Origin of the sequence: Sphingomonas sp. MMS12-HWE2-04 (genome assembly GCF_044881185.1) — a bacterium.
In the GTDB taxonomy this organism is placed as follows: domain Bacteria; phylum Pseudomonadota; class Alphaproteobacteria; order Sphingomonadales; family Sphingomonadaceae; genus Sphingomonas.
This window is the reverse complement of sequence record NZ_CP173254.1, coordinates 3,637,222-3,659,176: the sequence shown is the minus strand read 5'-3', so window position 1 is coordinate 3,659,176 and position 21,955 is coordinate 3,637,222. Positions and strand designations below refer to the sequence as shown.

The following is a 21,955-nucleotide window of genomic DNA, read 5'->3' as shown; positions in this document are numbered from 1 at the left end:
GTCCGTTTTCTCCCGCCCAAGGAGAAGACACGATGGCCGATATCCCCGCCAAGACCGAGCTCGCCGTAACCACCGGCCCGATCCGCGGCTCGCGCAAAATCCATGTCGGCCGACTGAACGTGGCGATGCGCGAGATCGATCTCGAGCCCAGCTCGGGCGAGCCGCCGATCCGCGTCTATGACACCTCGGGGCCGTACACCGATCCCAAGGCGCGGATCGACATCATGGCCGGCCTGCCCGAGCTGCGCCGCGACTGGATCCGTGGCCGCGGCGATGTCGAGGTGATCGCCCAGCGCGAAGTGCGCCCCGAGGATAACGGCCAGCTCGGCCCTGACCGGAGCGGCGGCGTCCAGCCCTTCCCGAACGTGCGGAAACAGGTGCTGCGCGCCAAGCCCGGCGCCAATGTCAGCCAGATGCACTATGCCCGCCGCGGCATCATCACGCCCGAAATGGAATATGTCGCCGAGCGCGAGAATCTCGGCCGCTTCCGCCTCGCCGAATATGCACGCGACGGCGAGAGCTTCGGCGCGTCTATCCCCGATTACGTCACCCCCGAATTCGTCCGCGACGAGATCGCCCGCGGCCGCGCGATCATCCCCAACAACATCAATCACCCCGAAAGCGAGCCGATGGCGATCGGCCGCAACTTCCTGGTCAAGATCAACGCCAATATCGGCAACAGCGCCGTCGCCTCGAACGTGGCGAGCGAAGTCGACAAGATGGTCTGGTCGATCCGCTGGGGTGCGGACACGGTGATGGACCTCTCGACCGGCCGCAACATCCACGACACCCGCGAATGGATCCTGCGCAACAGCCCCGTCCCGATCGGCACCGTCCCGATCTACCAGGCGCTGGAAAAGGTCGGCGGCGTCGCCGAGGACCTGACCTGGGAGATCTTCCGCGACACGCTGATCGAGCAGGCCGAGCAGGGCGTCGACTATTTCACCATCCATGCCGGCGTCCGCTTGGGCTATATCCCGATGGCCGCCAAGCGCGTCACCGGCATCGTCTCGCGCGGCGGCTCGATCATGGCCAAATGGTGCCTCGCGCATCACCGCGAATCGTTCCTCTATGAGCGGTTCGACGAGATCACCGAGATTATGAAGGCCTATGACATCGCCTATTCGCTCGGCGACGGCCTGCGCCCCGGCTCGATCGCCGACGCCAATGACGAGGCCCAGTTCAGCGAGCTCTATACGCTTGGCGAGCTCACCCACCGCGCCTGGAAGCAGGATGTCCAGGTGATGATCGAAGGCCCCGGCCATGTGCCGATGCACAAGATCAAGGAGAATATGGACAAACAGCTCGAGGTCTGCGGCGAGGCGCCCTTCTACACCTTGGGGCCGCTCACCACCGATATCGCCCCGGGCTACGACCATATCACCAGCGGCATCGGCGCCGCGATGATCGGCTGGTACGGCACGGCGATGCTCTGCTACGTCACCCCCAAGGAGCATCTCGGCCTCCCCGACCGCGACGACGTCAAGGTCGGCGTGGTGACCTACAAGCTCGCCGCCCACGCCGCCGATCTCGCCAAGGGGCACCCTGCGGCGCAGGTCCGCGACAACGCCCTGTCAAAGGCCCGCTTCGAGTTCCGCTGGCGCGACCAGTTCAACCTGTCGCTCGATCCCGACACGGCGGAGGAATATCACGACCAGACCTTGCCGGCAGAGGGCGCCAAGACCGCGCATTTCTGCTCGATGTGCGGCCCCAAATTCTGCTCGATGCAGATTAGCCAGGAAGTGCGGGACTTCGCGAGCAAGCAGAACCAGGGCGTCGAAGGCTTTATCGCCACCGGCCCCACCGGCGCGGAAACCGCCGCCGCCAGCAAGGCCGCGGCGCTCAAGGGGATGGAAGAGATGAGCAAGGTGTTCCGCGATACCGGCAGCGAGCTGTACATGGGCGCTGGGGGTAGGGAGCACGACTAGGCGGAAAGCGCGGCCAACTGTCCCGCAGGGTGCTCGCCCGGTTTGGCACCCGGCGGGCTGTGCGCGGAACCGACCCTTCGCGCGGTATCCGCGGCTCTGCTATGGCTGCGCCATGCGCGCCCGCAACCCGCTCTACGTCATGGCCAAGCCGCCCCACATACAGGCGCAGATCGTCGCGCTGCCGGCATTGCCTTGCGGGCGGCGATGCCGGGCACGCTTGCGCGCGCCCGGCATCCCGGGCTAACCGCGCTCGCGCCGCTCGCTGCGCAGCCGGCCTTCGCCATCCACCCAATGTGCCCGGTCGGGCCGCCATTCATGGACTTCGGCCAGCGTGACCTCGGCCTGGGCCAGGTCGCCGCGGCCGTGGAACTGCTCGGCGTGGCGCAGCGCGTCGCTGCGCAGATCGGCTTCCGCCAGCTTCACCCCGCTTTCGCTCGAGGTCAGGCGGTGGACGTGCCGCACCTCGCCGCTGCCGCGGTCATAGACGATCGCCAGCCGATCGAAGCTGGCGGCCGGCGCGCGGCCGACGGACTGGACTTCCGGGCCTTGCGCCGGGGTTCGCGAGTTCACCATGACTGCCTCCCTCACCAGAACATCAGATTGCAGGCGGCGCGCAGTTCCTGCGACGCGCCCACCGCGCTAGCGAAGGTCACTGCAGAGCAGCTGTCGATATAGAGGATGCCCGGCCAGTTGGGCCAACTCCCGAAATTGACGGCCTCTTCCGCGCCGCCCGGCGTCGGCCGGCGGCGATAGCCGGCAATGCCCACCCGGTGCAGCCCGCCGCCGCTGATCTGATAGGGCACGACTTCGGCAACGGTGTAAGTAGGGTCGATCCGCCATTCCCAAGAATAGGTCGGTCCGCTCGATGAATTATAGCCGCTATAGATGTTTCCACTCGACATGCCCTGCATGACAAGATCTCCTCTTCAAGACTGATCGATGCCCGTCGAGTTGGCCGACAGGAATAATTGCTTGGCGACTCGCAGAGGCTACGGTATCTCAAAACCGCTACTTGCGTAACGACTAGTTCTACGCGGTATTGCCGGCCAGACATCGTCGCGCAACGCGTGGAATTGGCTGCGCAATTCGCGTCCGATCCCGCGCAGGGGGACCGATCATGACCATTCACAAGCTGCTCCAGGCCGCGCTGCTCGTCTTCGGCGCCACGTGCTGCCTGCTCTATCCGCTCGCGATCGTCTGGCCCGCGGGCTGGGCGTGGCACACTGGTTCGCCCGCCGCGTCGAACTATTTCCTGATGATCGTCGGCGTCTATCTGACGCTCGGCATCTTCCTGATCCGCGCCGCGGCCGATCCGCAGGCGCATCGGTCGCTCATCCAGTTCGCGATCTGGTCGAGCGTGCTCCATGCCGCGATCATGGCGGCGCAGTCCTTTGGCGCGCCGATGCATCGCGGACACCTGGTCGGTGACGTCCCCGCCTTGCTGCTGGGGGCAGCCGTGCTCGGCTGGTTGCTCCATGCCGATCGCCGTGCCGAACCCGCCTCCGGGCTGGCGCCCGCGCCCGCCGCGCCTTAAATCGCCGGGATGGACTCCGAACATCCCCTCATCGCCCCGCAGACCGCGCGCGCCACGCTGCGCGCCGGCAGCTTCGTGATGGAAAGCGAAGTGCGCGCCACGCCGCTCGGGCTGCTTGCGGTGGGCGGGCTGGTCGCGGCGATACTGCTCTCGGTGCCGCCGATCGTCCGCGCCGCACGCGGCACCCGCGCGCTGCCGCCGCCGCGCGGCTGAGGCGGCTGATGGATGCCCGGCGGCAACACTGCCGGGCAAATCGATCCAACAGCGGCTTTCGCGATAGGATTTTGGCTGCTCCATCCTGCCGGATGGAAAACCAGCCAAACCGCAACCCGCCGCATGCGCGCCCCGCGCCCGCGGCTCGTCCCAACCCCCCTGTCGAGGCGGCGCCGCCGCGTGCGCATTGGACGCCGGCCAGGCAGCGCATCTTCTTGGCGGCGCTGCTCGAAAGCGGCAGCGTCGCGCGCGCCGCCACGGCGGCCGGCATGTCGCGATCGAGCGCGCACCGCCTCCGCCGCCGTCTCGCCGGAACGGTGTTCGCGCAGACGTGGAGCCGCGTGCTCGCCCTCCATGCCGATCGGCTCGCCGATCCCTTCGCACCCGATCCCTTTGCATCCGAGCCCCGCGCCGCGCCCGCGCCGCGGTCGGGAGGCGCTCCCGTTGCCGCATCGGTGCGGAAATGACGCGCAGGAGGGGCGCCGCCAGCGCACCATGGGCGCACAGTTGCCGCGCCGCAGGCGCACAGGTGTCGCGCCGGGGGCGCGCAGGTGCGGCGGGCAAGGCGCGCCGCCGGCGCCTTGCGGGCGCTTGGTGGCCGCTTCGGCGATGCGCTCCAGGCGCTTCCGGCGCGAAACCCGCTCGTCGCGTCAATATTGTCAACCGAGCCGCGCGAAACCGCCGCCCGCAGCACGCGTTTCACGGCGATGATCCGCAAGCTCGCCTCGGGGCAATACCGCCTCTATTCGCGCAAGAAGAACCCGGACACCGGCAAGCGCCGCAATCTGGGCACCTTCGACACGAAGGAAGCGGCGCAGCAGCACGAGCGCGACGTCCAATATTTCAAGCGTCACTGAGGCGCACGACTCCGCGGCATTGGCTCGGCATGCGAGTGCAGCACTCTAGTTGCCGCCGGCATCAGCGTTTTGATGCGGCGTGCGCGCCACGTCAACACGAGCGTCGCCTTAGTGATATTTGATTCATTGCCCGGACGACTAAAGTTAAATGCCGGGAGTCGCGCGATCTACGGGCAGCAATGCTGTCCGCTAACCATGATATGGGGTAACTTCATATAGCCGATACTTCGACTCGACAAGCAAACGGGGGTTTTCATGTCGTACAAGGAAGATTTCGCGCGGGCAGACGGTTGGGCAGTTGCCGATGTCAGCACGCGGCTCAACACCAGCGCCGGCCAGGCCTTTCTCGCATTCCTGCGCGCGAGCGGCGTCGATACGGTGGTGCGCTATTATGCGTCCTCGGCGCGGCCCAAGACGATCACCCCCGAAGAAGCCAAGGCGATTTCCAAGCAAGGCTTCGCGATCCTGCCGGTCTTCCAGGACAGCAGCCGCGATCTGTCGAACTTCTCCAAGACGATCGGCGCGGCGAATGCACGCAGCGCGATCGACTTTGCCAAGCGGGTCGGCCAGCCTGCCGATGGCCGCGGCACGATCCTGTTTGCGGTCGACGCCGATTACAGCGCCGTGGAGATCGACGGGCCGATCGTCGACCATTTCGCCGCGATCAAGGCGACGCTGGGCGGCAGCTTCCGCATCGGCGGCTATGGCAGCGGCGCGGTGCTTTCGAAGCTGCTCGGCGAAGGGCTGATCGAGATCCCGTGGATCTCGATGTCGCGTGGCTTTCTCGGCACCGAGCAATTCTTCTATTCGAACAATTGGGCGATGCGCCAGCTGCCCCCCGAGCAGATCCATGCTCCGACGGGTATCGGCTATGATCGCAACGTCGTGCGCGTGCCGCGCCACGGCCTCGGCGCGTTCCAGGTCGACGAGGCCGGGCACGGCAGCATCGCCTGGTCGGCCAAGGACGATGCGACGCTGGGCGGCGGCACGGCCACGCCGTCGCCGGCGCCCGTCGCAGAGGCCGCGACGCGCTACGTCGCGACCGATGGCCTGCGCCTGCGCGAGAAGCCGAATGGCGCGATTCTGCGTGATCTCACGATCGGCGAGGCCGTCACCGATCTCGGCGCCTCGCCGGTCGCCGGCTGGCGGCATGTCCGCGCCGGTGCCGAGGAAGGCCATGTCTTCGGCAAATATCTGCGCCCCGCCGCCCGCCCGGAGGTCGAGGCGCTGCTCGCCGCCGCCTTTGCCGAATGGCGCCGCTTCGATAAGGGGCGGGGCGACGAGAAGGCCGATCCCTATTGCGGCTATGTCCGCGAGATGTGGGCGGCGATCGGCGAGCCCTGGGACGGGCGCAGCCGCTATCCCGGCGGCGATGACGTGCCGTGGTCGGCGGCGTTCATCTCCTGGGTCGTCCGCCGCGCCGGACCGGCCTATGCCAAATTCCAGTTCGCCGGGAGCCATTCGGTGTTCGGCAACAATGCGATCAAGGCGCGCGTCACCCATCGGCTCGACAAGCCCTTTTGGGGCTATCGCCTCGACGAGAAGACGCCCGAACTGGGCGATATCATCCTGCGCAATCGCGGCCGCAACAGCTTCAGCTATTCCTATGCAGAGAACCACAGCCAGTTCGTCAGCCATTCGGACATCGTCGTCGAAGTCACCCCCGACGTCGTCCGGGTGCTCGGCGGCAATGTCGGCGACACGGTGTCGCTGGGCCGCGATCTCCAGGAATATGCGCTCGACGCAAACGGTTTCCTCAAGCCTGGCCAGCGGGTGATTGCGCTGCTCAAGAACCGCGCCGGCCAGGCCGAGTGAGGCTCAGAACAGCCCGGGCACTTCGCGCTGCGGGGTGGTCGGACGCTCGGGGCTGAGCAGCGTCTTGGCGACGTCGGTGGTCCGCAGCGCCAGCGTGCTCTGGCCCGTCGCCGTGGCGGTGATCGCGGTGCAGCTGCGGCCGGCGAGATAGTCGAGCGCGGAGCGGAGCGAGGCTTCCTGCGGGTCGCCGAGCGGGCGGGAGATGTCGTCATCGGCGCGGCAGCTCGCCTCCACCGTGCCGGCGAGCCCGGTATAGTATCCGCCCTGGCGCTGGCTATTCTGCACTGCCAGCGCGATCACGCGCAGCCGGTCGTCGCAGGCCGGCTTGTCGAGCGCGATCTGGCCCACCGGCTTGCCATAGGTGTTGCTGCCGATCAGCCCGACATTGGCGTGGAGATAGGGGAGGAATGCGTTGATCACCAGCTCGCTGGCCGAGGCGGTGCCGCCGGTGCCGATGAATGCGATCTTGGTGGCGGCCACCGATTGCGGCTGCGGCTGGAAGAAGCGGGTGCTGTTCTCCGCGGCCTTTTCAGGGCGGAAGCTGACATAGTCGAACACGTCGGTGGTCGGGTGCCCGCCGCCCAGCAGGTCGCCCAGCGTCTCGGCGATCGAGATCAGCCCGCCACCATTGTAGCGCAGGTCGACGACGAAGTTGGTCACGCCATTGGCGCGGAACTGGGCGAAGGCAGTGCGCAATTGCGCGTCGGCGGTGGTGATGAAGGTGCGCAGGTTGACATAGCCCACCTTGGCGCCGCCATCGTTGAGGATCTTCCAGCCATAGTCGCTCGACAGCGGCTGGAGCTCGAAATCGGCCTTGGTTACGGTGACGTTGCGAGTGCCGCTCGCATCGGCAATCTGGAGCACGCGGGCGGTGCCGGCGGTGTCGGGGCCCAGCGCGTCGCTCAGCCCGGCGGTGCCAGATGCCGCCATGATCGCGGCGACCGTGCGCAGATTGCCCGCGCTCGTCCCGATCGCCAGGATCTCGGTGCCGCGGCGCAGCCCGGCGGTATAGCCCGGAGCGTTCTCGAACGCCTCGCTGACCGCGAGACGGCTCACCCCGTCGGTCGCCAGCCGCACGCCAAGGCCGGCGCTCGATCCCGAGGAATAATAGGCATTCTCCTCGGCGATCGAAGTGAGATAGGTGAAATAGCGGTCCTTGTGCTGTGCCCGCGCCGTCGCGGTCAGCGCGTCGATATAGTCCTCGACGCTGGAATAAGGGGTGGGGTCGAGGCTGGCGGGCAGCGTCTCGGGGAAGAGATACCATTCGTTGAGCTGCGCCCGCGCCCAGTCCTGGCGTTCGCGCAGGCTGCACCCGGCGACGCTCGGCGTCGGGGTGGGCGCGCTTCCGGTCGACCCGCCGCCGGGCGCGCGCACCGTTCCGCCGCTGCCGCCGCCACAGGCCGAAAGCAATGCCAGTGCGCTCAGGGCAGAGGCAAAACGCTTACTCTTCACCAAACTTCTCCCCACGCGTTCAAGTGCTTAGGCTTCCGTCTTTTCGCCGCTGCTGTCCAGAGGGTGAGTCGGCAACGCCCAGTCGATCGGCTTCTGGCCATGCTGCGCGAGAAAGGCATTGGCCTTGGAAAAATGTCCGCTGCCGAAAAAGCCTGCATAGGCCGAGAGCGGCGAGGGGTGCGGCGCCTTGAGCACGAGGTGCCGGCCGCCGCGTTCGATCGAATCGACGAACGCCGCCTTCTTCTGGGCGTGGCTACCCCACAGAAGGAACACCACGGGCTCGGGCTTGGGGTTGACCAGCCGGATCACTGCATCGGTGAACCGCTCCCAGCCGCGGCCCTGGTGCGCGCCGGCTTTGGCCATCTCCACGGTCAGCACCGCGTTGAGCAGCAGCACGCCTTGTTTGGCCCAATGCTCCAGAAAGCCGTGCCGCGCCGGCTCGATGCCCAGGTCGCTGCGCAGCTCCTTGTAGATGTTGACCAGGCTTGGCGGCGTGCGCACCCCGGGCTGGACCGAGAAGCACAGCCCGTGCGCCTGGCCCTCGCCATGATAGGGATCCTGGCCCAGGATGACGACGCGCACATCTTCCAGCGGCGTCAGGTCGAGCGCGCGAAACCAGTTGCGCGAGGGCGGGAAGATGCGCTTCCCCGCAGCCTTTTCGGCGACCAGATAGTCCCGCAGCGCCGCCATGTACGGCGCGTCGAACTCGCCTTGCAGCGGCGCGAGCCAGCTCGGATGCAGCTTGACGTCCCCCATCGCCGCCCCTTGCGGCAACCGCCGCTCCGCCGTCAACCGCTCGGGTCGACGGGATCGGCAAGGACTGTGCGGATCGCGGCGGACGCAAGGGCGTTCAGCTACGAGGAGAGAGAGCATGCCCTTCGCCACACGCTGCCATCGCGGAGCCGGCCGCTGAGCTTCGACACGCTCGCGCCGATGGAGGCCAAGCTCGTCGAGGCGCTGCCCGAGGGCGATGGCTGGCAGTTCGAGCCCAAATGGGATGGCTTTCGCTGCCTCGTCTTCAAGCGGGGTGAGGAGGTCGCGCTGATCTCCAAATCGGGCAAGCCGCTGGCGCGCTATTTCCCCGACGTCGCCGCGGCGATCGCCGCGCTGTCGGTCGAGCGAGTCGTGCTCGACGGCGAACTGATCATTCCGATTGGCCCGACTCTGTCGTTCGAGGCGCTTCAGATGCGCCTCCATCCCGCCGAGAGCCGCGTGCGGAAACTCGCCGCCGAAACGCCGGCGCGGCTGATGCTGTTCGATTGCCTCGAAAGCGCCGACGCGCGCCTTGCCGATCGCCCGCTGTCCGAACGCCGCGCCGCGCTCGAAGCCTTTTACGCCGCGCACCGGTCGGAGACGCTGCGGCTCTCGCCGATGACCGAGGATCGCGCGACTGCCGAACGCTGGCTCGCCGGCACCGGCGGCGCGCTCGACGGCGTCATCGCCAAGCGTCGCGATGAAGCCTATCAGCCCGGCGAGCGCGCGATGGTGAAGATCAAGCGACAGCACACCGCGGACTGCGTCGTCGGCGGCTTCCGCTATGCCGCGAAGAAGCGCGAAGTCGGCTCGCTGCTGCTCGGCCTCTATGACGATGCCGGGCTGCTCCATCATGTCGGCTTCACTTCGGCGATTTCGGCGAAGGATCGCCCCGATCTCACCAAGCGGCTCGAGGCGCTGGTCGAGGCGCCCGGCTTCACCGGCGACGCCCCCGGCGGCCCCAGCCGCTGGTCGACCGAGCGTTCCGCGCAGTGGCAGCCGCTGCGCCCCGAGCTGGTCGTCGAGGTCCGCTACGATCACGTCACCGGCCGCCGCTTCCGCCATGGCACCGGCCTGCTGCGCTGGCGGCCCGACAAGGCACCGCGCCAATGCACGATGGAGCAATTGGGCGAAGAGGCGCGCCCGGCGGTCGTGGAGCAAGCCTTGGCGGAGGCCGGGCCGGCGCGATAAGGGCGGGTCATGCACGTCACTCATGATCCCGCCGCCCAGGCCGCGCCCGTCATCGGCTTCGACCAGTTCCTCGCCGTCGACATCCGCGTCGGCACGATCGTCGAGGCGCTTCCCTTCCCCGAGGCGCGCAAGCCTGCCTACCGGCTGCTCATCGATTTCGGTCCGGTGCTCGGCCGCAAGCGCTCCTCGGCGCAGATCACCGAACACTACGCCCTCGAGGACCTTCCCGGCATGCAGGTCGCGGCGGTGGTCAATTTCCCGCCGCGCCAGATCGGCCCGATGATGTCCGAAGTGCTCACCCTCGGCTTCCCCGATGCAGAGGGCAGGGTCGTGTTGTTCGCGCCGACCACGCCTGTGCCAAATGGTGGCAGGCTGTTTTGAGCCTGCGCGTTTAGCCGTTGACGGCGCCGCCGCGCGGCATAGTCTCCTTATCAAAATATAAGGAGGGGACTCATGAACTTGCGGATCGCACTCGCGCTAGGCGCCGCCGTGCCTGCGCTCTTCGCCGCGCCGGGCATCGCCCAGGATTCGAAATCGAGCGACGATGCGCTTGCGGAAAAGGTGGTCAACAACACCAATCCTGCGAGCTTCCAGATTTACGGGGTCACGCCTGCGCCAAAGCTGATCGGCGACAAGGCGGTTCAGGGCGGCAAGGCGCTGCATATCGCGGTGACGGGGGTGGGCGATCCCTGGGCAGCTGGTGCCAATGTCCCGCTGCTCAAGCCGGTCAAGGCCGGCGACCGACTGGTCGTCGCCTTTTATGCCAAGCTCGCCAAGGGCGATATTGCCGCTGCCAAGCTCCCCGCCCAGCTTCAGATCGCGGCGGCCCCCTACACGGCGCTGTTCGGCAAGCCGTTCGACCTCACCACCTAGTGGCAGTTCCTCCAGTTCGCCGGCAAGGCCGACAAGGATTACGCCGCCGGCGCGATCAGCGCCGCCTTCCATCTCAACACCGGCAAGCAGGTCATCGATCTCGGCCCGGTCGCGATCTTCGACATGGGCCAATAATTCGGGTCAGGCTCAGGCGCGAACCACCGTAACCAGATAGTCGAGCGCCTCGTTGACACTGGTGACGAAGCCGCGCGCCGGCGAGAAGCTCAGCCCCCGGCGGTCGGTCACCCGCAGCCCGGCGCCTTCCAGCAGCGCGGTCAGTTCCTCGGGGGTGAGGAACTGGTCCCAACGGTGCGTGCCTTTGGGGATCGCGCCGCTGCCTTCGCCTAGCGTGATCATTGCCAGCCGGGAAAGCAGCGTCCGGTTCGGCGTCGACAGGATCATCAGCCCGCCCGGCGCCAGCACCCCGGCCAGCCCGGCGACGAACGCAGCGGGATCGGAGACATGCTCGATCACTTCCATCGACACGACTAGGTCGAAGCTGCGACCCGCCAGCTCCTCGATGCCGCCCGCGACATAGTCGATGTCGAGCCCCGAGGCCGCCGCATGCGCCCGCGCCGCGCCGATATTCTCGGGCGCCGCATCGACCCCCGTGGCCTTCGCGCCCAGCCGGGCAAGCGGCTCGGTCAGCAGCCCGGCACCGCAGCCCACATCTACCGCGGTCTTGCCGGCGAGCGGCGTGAACGACATGCCGTCGCCGTCGAAATGCGCGTCCACGGCCTCGCGGATATAGGCCAGCCGAGCCGGGTTTAGCCGGTGGAGCATCGCCGACGATCCCTTGGGGTTCCACCAATCGGCCGCAAGCTTGCCGAAATGCTCAGCTTCACGCCGGTCAATAGTTGCTTTGGTTGCGTTCGCCATGGCCGCCTCCTATCAGGCGCGTCTCTCCTCCCCAAGGCCCGGAAGCACAAGACCCGCCATGGCACGTATCGTGATGAAGTTCGGCGGCACCTCGATGGCCGGGATCGAACGCATTCGCAGCGTCGCGGCGCGGGTGAAGCGCGAGCATGACGCCGGCAATCAGGTCGCGGTGGTCGTCTCGGCGATGGCCGGCGAGACCGATCGGCTGGTCGGTTTCTGCCGCGAAGCCTCGTCGCTTTACGATCCGCGCGAATATGACGTCGTCGTCTCGGCCGGCGAGCAGATCACCAGCGGCCTGCTCGCGGTCGCCCTTCAGGCCGCCGGCGTGCCCGCGCGCTCGTGGCTGGGCTGGCAGCTTCCCGTCCACACCTCGGACGCCTTCGCCAAGGCGCGGATCGGCGACATCGAGACCGGGCCGCTGCTTGCCAGCCTGGCCGACGGCAATGTCGCGGTCATCCCCGGCTTCCAGGGCGTGCACGAGGGGCGGGTGACGACGCTGGGTCGCGGCGGATCGGATACGTCGGCAGTGGCGGTGGCGGCAGCGATCAAGGCCGATCGCTGCGACATCTACACCGATGTCGACGGGGTCTACACCACCGATCCGCGCATCGTGCCCCGGGCGCGCAAGCTCAAGAAGGTGACGTACGAAGAAATGCTCGAGCTCGCCAGCGTCGGGGCCAAGGTGCTCCAGACGCGATCGGTGGGGCTCGCGATGAAGGAAAATGTCCGGGTTCAGGTGCTGTCGTCGTTCACCGGCGACGACGCGCCGATGGCGGATACATTGCCCGGCACGATGATCGTCGGCGAAGAGGAGATACAGGACGTGGAACGCCAGCTCATCACCGGCATCGCGCACGACAAGAACGAAGCCAAGATCACGCTGACCGCGGTGCCCGACAAGCCCGGCGCCGTGGCTTCGATCTTCACCCCGCTCGCCGATGCCAACATCAACGTCGACATGATCATCCAGAACATCGCGCACCAAAGCGCGGGTTCGGCGAGCGCCACCGACGTGACCTTCACGGTGCCGGCAGCCGATCTGGCGCGCTCGCTCGAGACGCTCAACCAGGCCAAGGGCACGATCGGTTTCGCCGATCTCACCCACGACACGCGCGTTGCCAAGATCTCGGTGGTGGGCGTCGGGATGCGCAGTCATGCCGGCGTCGCCGCGACGATGTTCAAGACGCTGGGCGAGCGCGGGATCAACATCCAGGCGATCACTACCAGCGAGATCAAGGTCTCGGTGCTGATCGAAGAGGATTATACCGAGCTTGCGGTGCGCGTGCTGCACACCGCCTATGGCCTCGATGCCGAGGATGTCGCCGCCTGACGCACGGAAACATCCCGACATTTTTCGGTCGTTTTCCCGCCGTACAGGGCGGGCATTGCCCAATCTGATGCGGATCTCCCGCGTGATGAATTGCCGCGGGGTCACAGCCTCTTTCCATGCGCCTAGTGCTTCCTGAACGGTTGCGGGAATCGCTCGGCCGCCGCGGCGCGGCGTTCTTCCTCGCGCTCGCGATCGAGCTTCTCCTCGCGCTCCTGTTGCTGTGGATCGCTCCGGTCCTCCCCGAGAAGAAGCCGCCGCCCAAGACGACGGTGTTCGGGATAGAGACGCCGCGCGGCGCCGCGGACGAACCCGAAAAGACACCGCAAAAGGCGCGTGCCAGCACGCCCGCCGCCCGCGAAAAGGCGCCGGTGCCCCAGCCCAAGCCGCCCGAGACGCCACCGCCGCCGCCGGTCGTCGTGGTGCCGAACCCGGCGTCGCCGCCCAGCTTCGTACGGATGACGCGGCGCGAATATGCCGCGGCGGATATCGCCAAGATGCAATCCGCGCCGGCCGACGCCAGCGCGGCCACCGATACTGGCGATGCCGCGAAGAGCAGCGGCGGCGGCAGCGCCGGCGACAGCGACGTCGCCAGCGTGAAGGGCAAGAATGGCGAGAAGCTCTATGTCGCCGAATGGGTCCGCGAACCGACCCATGCCGAGCTCCAGCCCTATATCTCCCAATATCGCGCGCGCACTTCGGGCTTTGGCGAAGTCGCCTGCCGGACGGTCGCGCGCAATCGGGTTGAGGATTGCTACGAGATCGGCGAGACGCGGGGCAGCGGGCTTGCCGGATCGGTGCGCCAGGCGGCGTTCCAGTTCCTCGTCCGCCCGCCCCGGGTCGGCCGCGTGCTCAAGGTCGGCGAATGGGTGCTGATCCGGATCGACTATACGATCACCAACAAGTGACGCGCCGGAAGGGCTTGCTCCGGAGCGCCGCGCGCGGCTAGGCCTGCCGCGATGACGACAGCTAGCACGATCGGCGCCGAGCGCCTGGAGCGCCGCATGGCGCGGGGACGCGAATTTCTGGGCTCCGAGGTCGCGATCCTGTGCGGCGCGATGTCGTGGGTGAGCGAGCGCAATCTCGTCGCGGCGATGTCCAATGCCGGCGGCTTCGGCCTGATCGCGTGCGGCGCGATGACGGCAGACCTGCTCGACCAGGAAATCGCCGCCACCAAGGTGCTCACCGACAAGCCGTTCGGCGTCAACCTGATCACGATGCACCCGCAGCTGCTCGATCTGATCGCGGTCTGCAAGAAACACGGCGTCACCCATGTCGTGCTCGCAGGCGGGCTGCCGCCGGCCGGCAGCCTCGACGCGATCAAGGCATTCGGCGCCAAGCTGATCTGCTTCGCGCCCGCGCTCAGCCTCGCCAAGAAGCTGATCCGCAGTGGCGTCGATGCGCTGGTGGTCGAGGGCATGGAAGCCGGCGGCCATATCGGCCCGGTCTCGACCAGCGTGCTCGCCCAGGAAATTCTCCCGGTCGTCGCCGAGCAAGTGCCGGTGTTCGTCGCCGGCGGGATCGGCCGCGGCGAGGCGATCGCCGGCTATCTCGACATGGGTGCCGCCGGCGTCCAGCTCGGCACGCGCTTCGTCTGCGCGACCGAGAGCATCGCGCACCCCAATTTCAAGAAGGCGTTCATCCGCGCCTCGGCCCGCGACGCCACCGCCAGCGTCCAGATCGATCCGCGGCTGCCGGTCATCCCGGTGCGCGCGCTCAAGAATGCCGCGGGCGAGCTGTTCACCGCCAAGCAGCGCGAAGTCGCCCAGCTGCTTGACGAGGGCAAGGTCGAGATGATGGAGGCCCAGCTCCAGATCGAGCATTATTGGGCCGGCGCGCTGCGCCGCGCCGTGATCGACGGCGATGTCGAGCATGGCAGCGTGATGGCGGGTCAGTCGGTCGGCATGGTCACCAAGGAAGAGCCTGTCGCCGAGATCCTCGCCACATTGATGGCTGAGGCGGCGCACGCGCTGGAGAAGCGCGCGGCCTGAGTTCAGCCCGCGGCGGCAAAGGCAATCAAATTGCCGTCGGGATCGCGGACGATGAAGGTGCGTGCCCCCCAGGGTTGGGTGCGGAGCGGCTGGTGCATCGCCACGCCGGCCGACTCGAATTCGTTGAACAGCGATTGCGCTTGGTCGAGAGCGATCGTCGCGGCCAGCGCGTCGCTTTCGCGCGCACGAAAGCCGGGGTCATAGACTGGTCCGCTCGCGAGACGCAGATTCAGGCGTGCGCCGCCCCGAGCCACCTGGGCGTAAAAGGGCGGCGCGCCGTAGGTAAAGGCGAGCGTGAAGCCGAGTCCGTCGCGGTAAAAGGCAAGCGCGGCGTCCAGATCGGTAACGAAGAGCTGGGGCTCGGCGGAAAGGATCTTAGGCATGAAGCTTTCCTCCGGGGCTCGCGTCGGTCAGCGCTCGCGATATAGCTGCCACAGCTCCTTGGCACACTCAATCGCCGAGAGCGCGGCGACTGCAATCACGACGATCTGCAGGCCCTTGTCGAGTCCTTGCTGGACTTGGGCGACCTTGTCGGGATCGCTACCGGTGACGATCACGATGCGCGTGGCCTCGTGCAGCACCTTGGCGATCAGCAGCGTGCCGGCGGTGCAGCCAAGGATCAGCGCGGCACGCAGCGGTTTCCAGGCGGGGCGGAGCATCGCGACCAGGCTGAGGAGCAGGCGAGCCGAAACCAACGCGATCACCGGCCAGTAGAGCGCAGTCCATACCGGCGCACCGACGACGTCGATCTTGGCGTCGTGCGGTACGAGGAGGATCGGGAGGGCGCCGGCCCACCAGGCCAGGAAGGCGAGGCAAAAGGCGATCTGGATCACCGGCTCCCAGCGCTTACGCGGCGGCAGGTCGAGGCGAAGCTTGGAGAGGTCGGGCAGTTCCTCGGGCTTCCACTTTGCGAGATACTCGTCGAGCCAGCGGGTACGCTCGATCACCGCGAAGCCGATCGTCACCAGCGCGGCATTGTAGATCAGCGAATGGATCAGGTTGCCACCCCCTTGGATCAGTGCCTGCATGAAATGCTGGCCGACAACGATCCCGCCGCCGATCTGCACTGCCTCGATCGCGGCGATCACGACGAGCACGATCCTGAGCACGAACCAGTAAAAAGGAAACACCTCGGCTCCGATCAGCGAACGCTGACCATGATATTGCCCGGCCACTGCGAGCGGGTGGCCGAACTCCTTGAGTAGGGCACTGATCTCGCCGCGGGTCAGCGAGCGATCCAGCGCCCCCTCGCGATCTTCGATCCGCGCGGCGATCAGGTCGGCGAGTTCGGCGACGATGTCGTCGGCCTTGTCGGCCGGCAGGTTCCAGCGCACCGCGCCGAGATAGCGTTCGATGAGGTCCATCACTTGTCTCCCTGCGTGAGACGGAGGATCGATTCCGAAATGGCGTTCCATTCGGCGAGCAGCTGGCCGAGCACGGTGAGACCCACGGACGTGAGCCGGTAGAAGCGCTTGTTGCGCTTGGCGTCCTCGCGCCACTCGCTGGTCAGCAGCCCCTGTGCTTCGAGCCGGCGGAGCAGCGGATAGAGCGCGCCTTCGTCGATCGGCAGCCCGGCTTCCTCCAGGCTGGTGCGCAGCGTGTAGCCATAGCGTTCCTCGCGCAGCGCGCCGAGCACTGCCAGCACCAGCGAGCCCCGCCGCAATTCGACGCGCAGCTTCTCGAACAGGTCTTCCTCGAGCGGCATTACCATGTCTCATATCGTGTATGACACACACTGTATGACATACAGTACAAGCGCGGACAAGAGTTCGATCGAAGCGTCGCGGCGCTCCCTTGCTGCCGATCCCAGGCGGCGACCTTTCCCCTATCGCCGGGACCGATGGCGCGGGCGGATGCAATCTGTTAGCCGGGGTGCATGGCCCTGACTGCCGCCGCCTCCGCCCGCGAAATCCTTACGCGCCTCCACGACGTGATGGCGAAGCGCTTGCCCGCGCAATCCAAGCTTAATTCGGTCGCCGAGATCATCGGCACCACGCTCGATAGCGAGGTCTGCTCGATCTATCTCTTGCGCGAGGGGTTGCTCGAATTGTTCGCCACGCGCGGGCTGGCGCAGGAAGCGGTGCACGTCACAAAGCTCGCGCTCGGCGAGGGCCTGGTCGGCACGATCGCGAAGAATGTCGAGACGCTGAACCTCGACGAGGCCACGACGCATCCCGACTTCGCCTATCGACCCGAGACCGGCGAGGATCGCTTCCACAGCTTTGCCGGGGTGCCGATCATCAGGCGCGAGCGCGCAGTGGGGGTGCTCGCCGTCCAGCACGCCGATCCGCGGCGCTATGCCGAGGTCGAGATCGAGGCGCTGCAGACCGTCGCGATGGTGCTGTCCGAACTGATCGCCAACGCCGATCTGATCGACGCGACCGGCGCGCCCTCGGCGAACCTCAAGCCGACGTCGGCGACGCATCTCCACGGCTTCAAGCTGGTCGAGGGGATGGCCGCGGGCGTCGCGGTGTTCCACCAGCCGCGGATCGTCATCGAGCATACCGTTGCCGAGGATACCGAGGCGGAGCGCCACCGCGTCTATGCCGCGTTCGACAAGATGCGCGAGCAGATCGATCGGATGGCAAGCCAGGCCGAATTCGGCGGTGGCGGCGAGCATGACGAGGTTCTCGCGACCTACAAGATGTTCGCCTATGACGAAGGCTGGTCGCGCCGGATCAACGAGGCGATCGACAGTGGCCTTACCGCCGAGGCGGCGATCGAGCGCGTGCAGCAGCGCACCCGTCAGCGCATGCGCGAGATCGACGATCCGCTGCTCCGGGATCGGATGCACGATCTCGAGGATCTGTCGAACCGGCTGCTGCGCACCGTTTCGGGCCAGCTCGGCACCGCCGCGCAGATGGGGCTACGCCACGATTCGATCCTTATCGCGCGCAATCTCGGGCCCGCCGAACTGCTCGAATATGACCGCCGTCGCCTCAAGGGCGTGATCCTCGAGGAGGGCTCGCTCACCGCGCACGTCACCATCGTCGCGCGCGCGATGGGCGTGCCGGTGCTCGGCCGCGTCCGCAATGTCCGCCAGTTCGTCACCGAAGGCGACATGCTGCTGCTCGACACTGCCGAAGAAAGCCTGTTCGTCCGCCCAAGCCAGGCGATGCTCGAGGCGTTCGAGGCCAAGCTGGTGCTCAGTCAGAAGCGTCGGGCCGCCTTCGCGCGATTGAAGGGTGCAGCACCGGTCACCGCCGACGGCCACCGCGTCACCGTGATGGTCAATGCCGGCCTCCGCGACGATCTCGCCGCGCTCGACCTGACCGGGGCCGATGGCATCGGCCTGTTCCGCACCGAGTTCCAGTTCCTCGTCTCGGCGACCCTGCCGCAGCGCGAGGCGCAGCGCCGGCTCTACAAGGACGTGCTCGATGCCGCTGGCGATCGCCCGGTGGTGTTCCGCACGGTCGATATCGGCGGCGACAAGGCGCTGCCCTATCTCAATCATGACGAGGACGGCGAGGAAGAGAATCCGGCGATGGGATGGCGTGCGCTGCGCCTGGCGCTCGATCGCGATGGCCTGATGAAGGCGCAGGCCCGCGCGCTGATCGAGGCCGGCGCCGGACGCACGCTCAACATCATGTTCCCGATGGTATCCGAGCCCTGGGAGTTCGACGCGGCGCGCGCGCTGTTCGAGGCGCAACGGCTCTGGCTCGCCGCGCGCGGCAAGAAGCTCCCGCTCGAGATCCGCTACGGCGCGATGCTCGAAGTGCCGGCGCTCGCCGAAGTCCTTGACCTGCTGTTGCCGCGGGTCGATTTCCTTTCGGTCGGCACCAACGATCTCACCCAGTTCCTGTTCGCCGCCGATCGCGCGCATCCCAAGCTTGCGCTGCGCTATGACTGGCTGAGCCCGTCGATCCTGCGCTTCCTCAAGCGGGTCATCGATCAGGCCCAGGCGGCCGGCGTCCCGATCGCGGTCTGCGGCGAAATGGGCGGGCGTCCGCTCGAAGCGCTCGCACTGATCGGGCTGGGCATCGATCGCCTGTCGATCACGCCGGCAGCAGTCGGGCCGATCAAGGCGATGGTGCGTTCGCTCGATCGCGCCGGTGCGATCGAACTGATGGGCGGACTGCTCGCGTATCCCCCCAAAGCATGCGTGCTGCGATCGAGGAATGGGCGGCCGCGCATTCGGTCGAATTGGCATGACAATAGGGTCATTTCCCACCGTCCAGCGTTGACAGTCGCACGCCGCTGAGGGACACCCGCGCCAGGCGGGAGCCAAACGGGCCGCAACCCTTCCGCCGGAGAGAAACGCATGGAAGGCGATCCCGCCGACGATCGGACCTTGTTTCCCGCAACCGCGGGCGAAAGGCTGCGCGCGGCGCGGGAGGCGCAGGGCGTCGACCTGGCCGAAATCGCGGCGCGGACGCGTATCCCGCAGCGCCATCTCGAAGCGATCGAACAGGCAAATTATCGCGGGCTTCCCTCGATCACCTATGCGATGGGGTTTGCCAAATCCTATGCCCGGGCGGTCGGGGTCGACGAAGTCGCGATCGGCAGGCAGGTGCGCGCCGAGATTGGCGACGCGCCGGAGCGGCCCTCGCCGACACCTTCCTATGAGATGACCGATCCCACGCGCGTTCCGCCCAGCGGTCTCGCCTGGTTCGGCGTCGTCGTCGCGTTGCTCGTCTCGATCGGTGTCGGGCTCTGGTACGGCACCGACTGGTTCCGCGGCGGCGCGCCGGTGGAAAGCGTCGCGATCCCCGAAGCCAGCCAGGCTGCGCCGGGCAACGCCACCGCGCCTGCGGCCGCACCGACGGCGCCGGTTGCCACGGGTGGCCAGGTAACCCTGGTCGCCAATGATTCGGTCTGGGTGCGCGTCAGTGATGGCAGCGGCAAGCGTCTCTACGAGAAGGAGATGGCCGCGGGCGAGCGATACGATGTTCCCGCCGGTGCGGATCGGCCGCATGCGCGCACGGGGCGCCCCGAAAAGCTCCAAGTGCTGATCAACGGATCGCAGGCCGCGCCGCTCGGCGCGCCGGCGAGCACCGTCGATGTCGAGGTGACTGCCGCGGCACTCCAGGCGCGCGCCGCCACGGCGCCCGCTTCGGCCGGAAACACCACCGCCACGCCTTAAGGCTGGCGACAGGTGCGGCGGCTAAGCTATGGCGATGCGCATGGTTTCTGAATTTCAGCCCGGGGGGTGGCAATGCGTTACTGGATCTCGGCCGCCGCGCTCGTCGCGGTGATGGGTGTCGCCGGCACTGCACAGGCGCAGACCGGCGCCGTAGAGGGCCGGGTCGATCGGCTCGAGCGCGAGATGCGCGCGGTCCAGCGCAAGGTATTTCCCGGTGGCGCCGGCCAGGTCGTCGAGCCGCAGATCACCCCGGAGGCGAATGTCACCGTTCCCGGCGCGCCCTCGGGCAGCCCCGTCGCCGATCTGACCCAGCGCGTCGCCGCGCTCGAAGGCTCGGTACAGACGCTCACCGGCCAGGTCGAGCAGGATGGCTATCGTCTTCGCCAGATCGAGGACGCGTTCGCGGCGTATAAGCGCTCGACCGATGCACGGCTGAAGGCGCTCGAAGACGGATCGTCGCGGAGCGGCGGCAGCGGCGATCCTGCAATCGTTCCGGTCGATCTCGGCGGCGGTACCGAGCCGGCGCGTCCGGCGACCCGCCCAGGGCGCACCCCCCCGCCGCCTGCCGCTGCCGAAGTCCCCGCCGCGAAGCCGACCGGCGCGCGCGCGCAGCAGGTTGCCGCGGTCGAAAAGCCCAATAGCGGCGATCCTGCCGAGGACGGCTATCTCTATGGCTTCCGGCTTTGGCAGGCCAAGCTCTATCCCGAGGCGCGGAAGGAGCTGGAGGTCGTCGCCACCAAATATCCGCAGCACCGTCGCGCCAGCTATGCGCAGAATCTGCTCGGCCGCACCTATCTCGATGCCAATGCGCCGAGCCTCGCCGCTGTCGCATTCTACGAGAATTACAAGAAGAATCCCAATGGCGAACGCGCGCCCGACAGCCTCTATTATCTTGCCCAGGCGCTGACCAAGCTCAAGAAGCCGGCGAGTGAGGTCTGCAAGGTCTATACCGAGCTAGATCAGCTCTATGGCGGGCGGCTTTCGGCCGAAATGAAGGCCGGGATCGTCGAGGGACGTGCCGCGCAAAAGTGCAAATGAGCTGACTCCGCCCGCGGAGCAGATCGCCCGTTTCCGACGCGATTTGGAAGCGGTAACCGGCGCGCCGCCGTTACCGGAGCGTGGCCTTGGCGTCGCGGTATCGGGCGGGGCGGACAGCGTCGCTCTGCTGCTGCTCGCCGCGGCGGCCTATCCCGGTGCCGTACGTGCAGCCACCTTCGATCACGGCCTGCGCGCCGAATTGGCGGAAGAGGCGGCGCTGGTCGCGGCGCTCTGTGCTGGGCTCGACGTGGCGCATGCGATCCTGCCCCCGCCGCCACGCGCGGCGTTCGCCGGCAATGTGCAGGAACGCGCCCGCAGCTTGCGATACGCCGCCCTGGCGCGCTGGGCGCGTGCCGGGGATATCCGCTGGGTCGCGCTGGGCCACCAGCGCAACGACGTCGCCGAGACGTTCCTGATGCGGTCGCGCCGCGGCTCCGGGGTCGGCGGGCTGGCGGCGATGCGACGCGTGCGGCCGCTCGAGCCGTCATCTCCGAGCCCGTTACTCCTACGGCCCTTGCTCGATTGGTCGCGCGAGGAGCTGGCGGCGGTGCCGAAATGCCTCGGCATTGCTGTCGTCCAGGACCCGTCGAACGCCGATCAGCGCTATGATCGCGCGCGCATCCGCGCCCTGATTGCCGACTCTCCCGAGCTGGTGCCGTCGCGGCTCGCACTCTCGGCGCAGAATCTGCGCCATGCCGAAGACGCGCTCGATTGGGCGTTCCGGCGCGAGGCGGCGCACTGCGTCGCCGAGGGGGCCGAGATACGCTTCGATCCCGCCGGCTTGCCCTACGAACTGCGCCGCCGCCTGGTGCGCCACGCCGTCCAACATGTCCGCACCGCCAGCGGCATCGAAGCGCCGTGGCACGAGCAGGGCCTCGATCGCCTCGTCGGCGCGTTGGATGCGGGCGACACCGGTACGATTGCGGGGGTGAAAGCTTCGCCGAAAAATGGTCAATGGCGATTCGGCGCTGCCCCGCCGCGGCGATCACACTGATTGGCTAAACTGCGGGCCTGTTCCATT

General features: G+C 67.4%; 23 protein-coding genes and 1 pseudogene. 16 read left to right on the top strand and 8 right to left on the bottom strand.

The window, feature by feature from the left end; all coding sequences use genetic code 11:
* Window positions 1–32 precede the first annotated feature (32 nt).
* On the top strand, window positions 33–1,928 hold the full coding sequence (gene thiC / locus AB2M62_RS17220; RefSeq protein WP_404335763.1) for a phosphomethylpyrimidine synthase ThiC: 1,896 nt from the start codon (window positions 33–35) through the stop codon (window positions 1,926–1,928).
* A gap of 240 nt (window positions 1,929–2,168) precedes the next feature.
* On the opposite strand, the gene AB2M62_RS17215 is transcribed toward thiC, so the two are convergent.
* Window positions 2,169–2,501: a hypothetical protein gene (locus AB2M62_RS17215; RefSeq protein WP_404335762.1), complete on the bottom strand. Its 333-nt coding sequence runs from the start codon at window positions 2,499–2,501 to the stop codon at window positions 2,169–2,171.
* A gap of 11 nt (window positions 2,502–2,512) precedes the next feature.
* Window positions 2,513–2,839 (bottom strand): hypothetical protein, encoded by a 327-nt coding sequence (locus AB2M62_RS17210; RefSeq protein ID WP_404335760.1) that lies wholly within the window; start codon window positions 2,837–2,839, stop codon window positions 2,513–2,515.
* 206 nt (window positions 2,840–3,045) lie between these two features.
* Here AB2M62_RS17210 and AB2M62_RS17205 point away from each other — a divergent pair, with 206 nt between their 5' ends.
* The 5 genes from AB2M62_RS17205 to AB2M62_RS17185 all read left to right on the top strand — a co-directional run bounded on the left by AB2M62_RS17205 (window position 3,046) and on the right by AB2M62_RS17185 (window position 6,347).
* On the top strand, window positions 3,046–3,462 hold the full coding sequence (locus AB2M62_RS17205; protein ID WP_404335758.1) for a DUF6632 domain-containing protein: 417 nt from the start codon (window positions 3,046–3,048) through the stop codon (window positions 3,460–3,462).
* A gap of 9 nt (window positions 3,463–3,471) precedes the next feature.
* On the top strand, window positions 3,472–3,675 hold the full coding sequence (locus tag AB2M62_RS17200) for a hypothetical protein (protein ID WP_404335757.1): 204 nt from the start codon (window positions 3,472–3,474) through the stop codon (window positions 3,673–3,675).
* Window positions 3,676–3,767: 92 nt separating this feature from the next.
* Complete coding sequence (locus tag AB2M62_RS17195; RefSeq protein ID WP_404335755.1) at window positions 3,768–4,142, top strand: hypothetical protein; 375 nt, start codon at window positions 3,768–3,770, stop codon at window positions 4,140–4,142.
* Window positions 4,143–4,226: 84 nt separating this feature from the next.
* Window positions 4,227–4,532 (top strand): hypothetical protein, encoded by a 306-nt coding sequence (locus tag AB2M62_RS17190; protein WP_404335754.1) that lies wholly within the window; start codon window positions 4,227–4,229, stop codon window positions 4,530–4,532.
* Window positions 4,533–4,787: 255 nt separating this feature from the next.
* Entirely contained in the window at window positions 4,788–6,347 is a 1,560-nt protein-coding gene (locus AB2M62_RS17185) for a DUF2272 domain-containing protein (protein ID WP_404335753.1), read from the top strand.
* A gap of 3 nt (window positions 6,348–6,350) precedes the next feature.
* On the opposite strand, the gene AB2M62_RS17180 is transcribed toward AB2M62_RS17185, so the two are convergent.
* Window positions 6,351–7,802, bottom strand: coding sequence for a S41 family peptidase (locus AB2M62_RS17180; protein WP_404335751.1), 1,452 nt, complete (start codon window positions 7,800–7,802; stop codon window positions 6,351–6,353).
* Between the two features lie 24 nt (window positions 7,803–7,826).
* Window positions 7,827–8,555 (bottom strand): uracil-DNA glycosylase, encoded by a 729-nt coding sequence (gene ung / locus AB2M62_RS17175; protein WP_404335749.1) that lies wholly within the window; start codon window positions 8,553–8,555, stop codon window positions 7,827–7,829.
* A gap of 66 nt (window positions 8,556–8,621) precedes the next feature.
* On the opposite strand from ung, the gene AB2M62_RS17170 reads away from it, so the two are divergent.
* From AB2M62_RS17170 to AB2M62_RS17160, 3 genes are all read left to right on the top strand, one after another.
* Window positions 8,622–9,743 carry an ATP-dependent DNA ligase gene (locus AB2M62_RS17170; RefSeq protein WP_404335748.1) on the top strand — a complete coding sequence of 374 codons (1,122 nt, stop codon included), beginning with the start codon at window positions 8,622–8,624 and terminating at the stop codon, window positions 9,741–9,743.
* Between the two features lie 9 nt (window positions 9,744–9,752).
* On the top strand, window positions 9,753–10,124 hold the full coding sequence (locus tag AB2M62_RS17165; protein WP_404335747.1) for a tRNA-binding protein: 372 nt from the start codon (window positions 9,753–9,755) through the stop codon (window positions 10,122–10,124).
* 72 nt (window positions 10,125–10,196) lie between these two features.
* Window positions 10,197–10,616, top strand: coding sequence for a hypothetical protein (locus AB2M62_RS17160; RefSeq protein WP_404335746.1), 420 nt, complete (start codon window positions 10,197–10,199; stop codon window positions 10,614–10,616).
* Between the two features lie 147 nt (window positions 10,617–10,763).
* Here the strand turns inward: AB2M62_RS17160 and ubiG are convergent, their stop codons facing one another.
* Window positions 10,764–11,495, bottom strand: coding sequence for a bifunctional 2-polyprenyl-6-hydroxyphenol methylase/3-demethylubiquinol 3-O-methyltransferase UbiG (gene ubiG, locus AB2M62_RS17155; RefSeq protein ID WP_404335744.1), 732 nt, complete (start codon window positions 11,493–11,495; stop codon window positions 10,764–10,766).
* A 58-nt stretch (window positions 11,496–11,553) separates the two neighbouring features.
* Between ubiG and AB2M62_RS17150 the strand changes: the two genes are divergently transcribed.
* From AB2M62_RS17150 to AB2M62_RS17140, 3 genes are all read left to right on the top strand, one after another.
* Window positions 11,554–12,825: an aspartate kinase gene (locus tag AB2M62_RS17150; RefSeq protein ID WP_404335742.1), complete on the top strand. Its 1,272-nt coding sequence runs from the start codon at window positions 11,554–11,556 to the stop codon at window positions 12,823–12,825.
* A 116-nt stretch (window positions 12,826–12,941) separates the two neighbouring features.
* Complete coding sequence (locus AB2M62_RS17145; protein ID WP_404335741.1) at window positions 12,942–13,730, top strand: hypothetical protein; 789 nt, start codon at window positions 12,942–12,944, stop codon at window positions 13,728–13,730.
* A gap of 51 nt (window positions 13,731–13,781) precedes the next feature.
* A complete protein-coding gene (locus AB2M62_RS17140) occupies window positions 13,782–14,813 on the top strand; it encodes an NAD(P)H-dependent flavin oxidoreductase (RefSeq protein WP_404335739.1) in 1,032 nt (343 codons plus the stop codon).
* 2 nt (window positions 14,814–14,815) lie between these two features.
* Here AB2M62_RS17140 and AB2M62_RS17135 read toward each other — a convergent pair whose 3' ends face one another.
* The 3 genes from AB2M62_RS17135 to AB2M62_RS17125 are packed head-to-tail and all read right to left on the bottom strand — an operon-like array spanning window position 14,816 to window position 16,524.
* Window positions 14,816–15,196 carry a bleomycin resistance protein gene (locus AB2M62_RS17135; protein WP_404335738.1) on the bottom strand — a complete coding sequence of 127 codons (381 nt, stop codon included), beginning with the start codon at window positions 15,194–15,196 and terminating at the stop codon, window positions 14,816–14,818.
* 27 nt (window positions 15,197–15,223) lie between these two features.
* Complete coding sequence (locus AB2M62_RS17130) at window positions 15,224–16,177, bottom strand: hypothetical protein (RefSeq protein ID WP_404335736.1); 954 nt, start codon at window positions 16,175–16,177, stop codon at window positions 15,224–15,226.
* Window positions 16,177–16,524, bottom strand: coding sequence for a PadR family transcriptional regulator (locus tag AB2M62_RS17125; protein WP_404335734.1), 348 nt, complete (start codon window positions 16,522–16,524; stop codon window positions 16,177–16,179). Before AB2M62_RS17125 ends, AB2M62_RS17130 begins: the two co-directional genes overlap by 1 nt.
* Before the next feature lie 165 nt (window positions 16,525–16,689).
* Here AB2M62_RS17125 and ptsP point away from each other — a divergent pair.
* From ptsP to tilS, 4 genes and pseudogenes are all read left to right on the top strand, one after another.
* Window positions 16,690–18,965: pseudogene (ptsP, locus tag AB2M62_RS17120) on the top strand (phosphoenolpyruvate--protein phosphotransferase).
* Window positions 18,966–19,074: 109 nt separating this feature from the next.
* Window positions 19,075–19,896, top strand: a complete 822-nt coding sequence (locus AB2M62_RS17115) for a helix-turn-helix domain-containing protein (protein WP_404335733.1) — start codon at window positions 19,075–19,077, stop codon at window positions 19,894–19,896.
* A 72-nt stretch (window positions 19,897–19,968) separates the two neighbouring features.
* Window positions 19,969–20,934: a tol-pal system YbgF family protein gene (locus AB2M62_RS17110; protein ID WP_404335732.1), complete on the top strand. Its 966-nt coding sequence runs from the start codon at window positions 19,969–19,971 to the stop codon at window positions 20,932–20,934.
* Window positions 20,935–20,977: 43 nt separating this feature from the next.
* Window positions 20,978–21,928, top strand: coding sequence for a tRNA lysidine(34) synthetase TilS (gene tilS / locus AB2M62_RS17105; RefSeq protein WP_404335730.1), 951 nt, complete (start codon window positions 20,978–20,980; stop codon window positions 21,926–21,928).
* The last annotated feature ends 27 nt before the right edge of the window (window positions 21,929–21,955 follow it).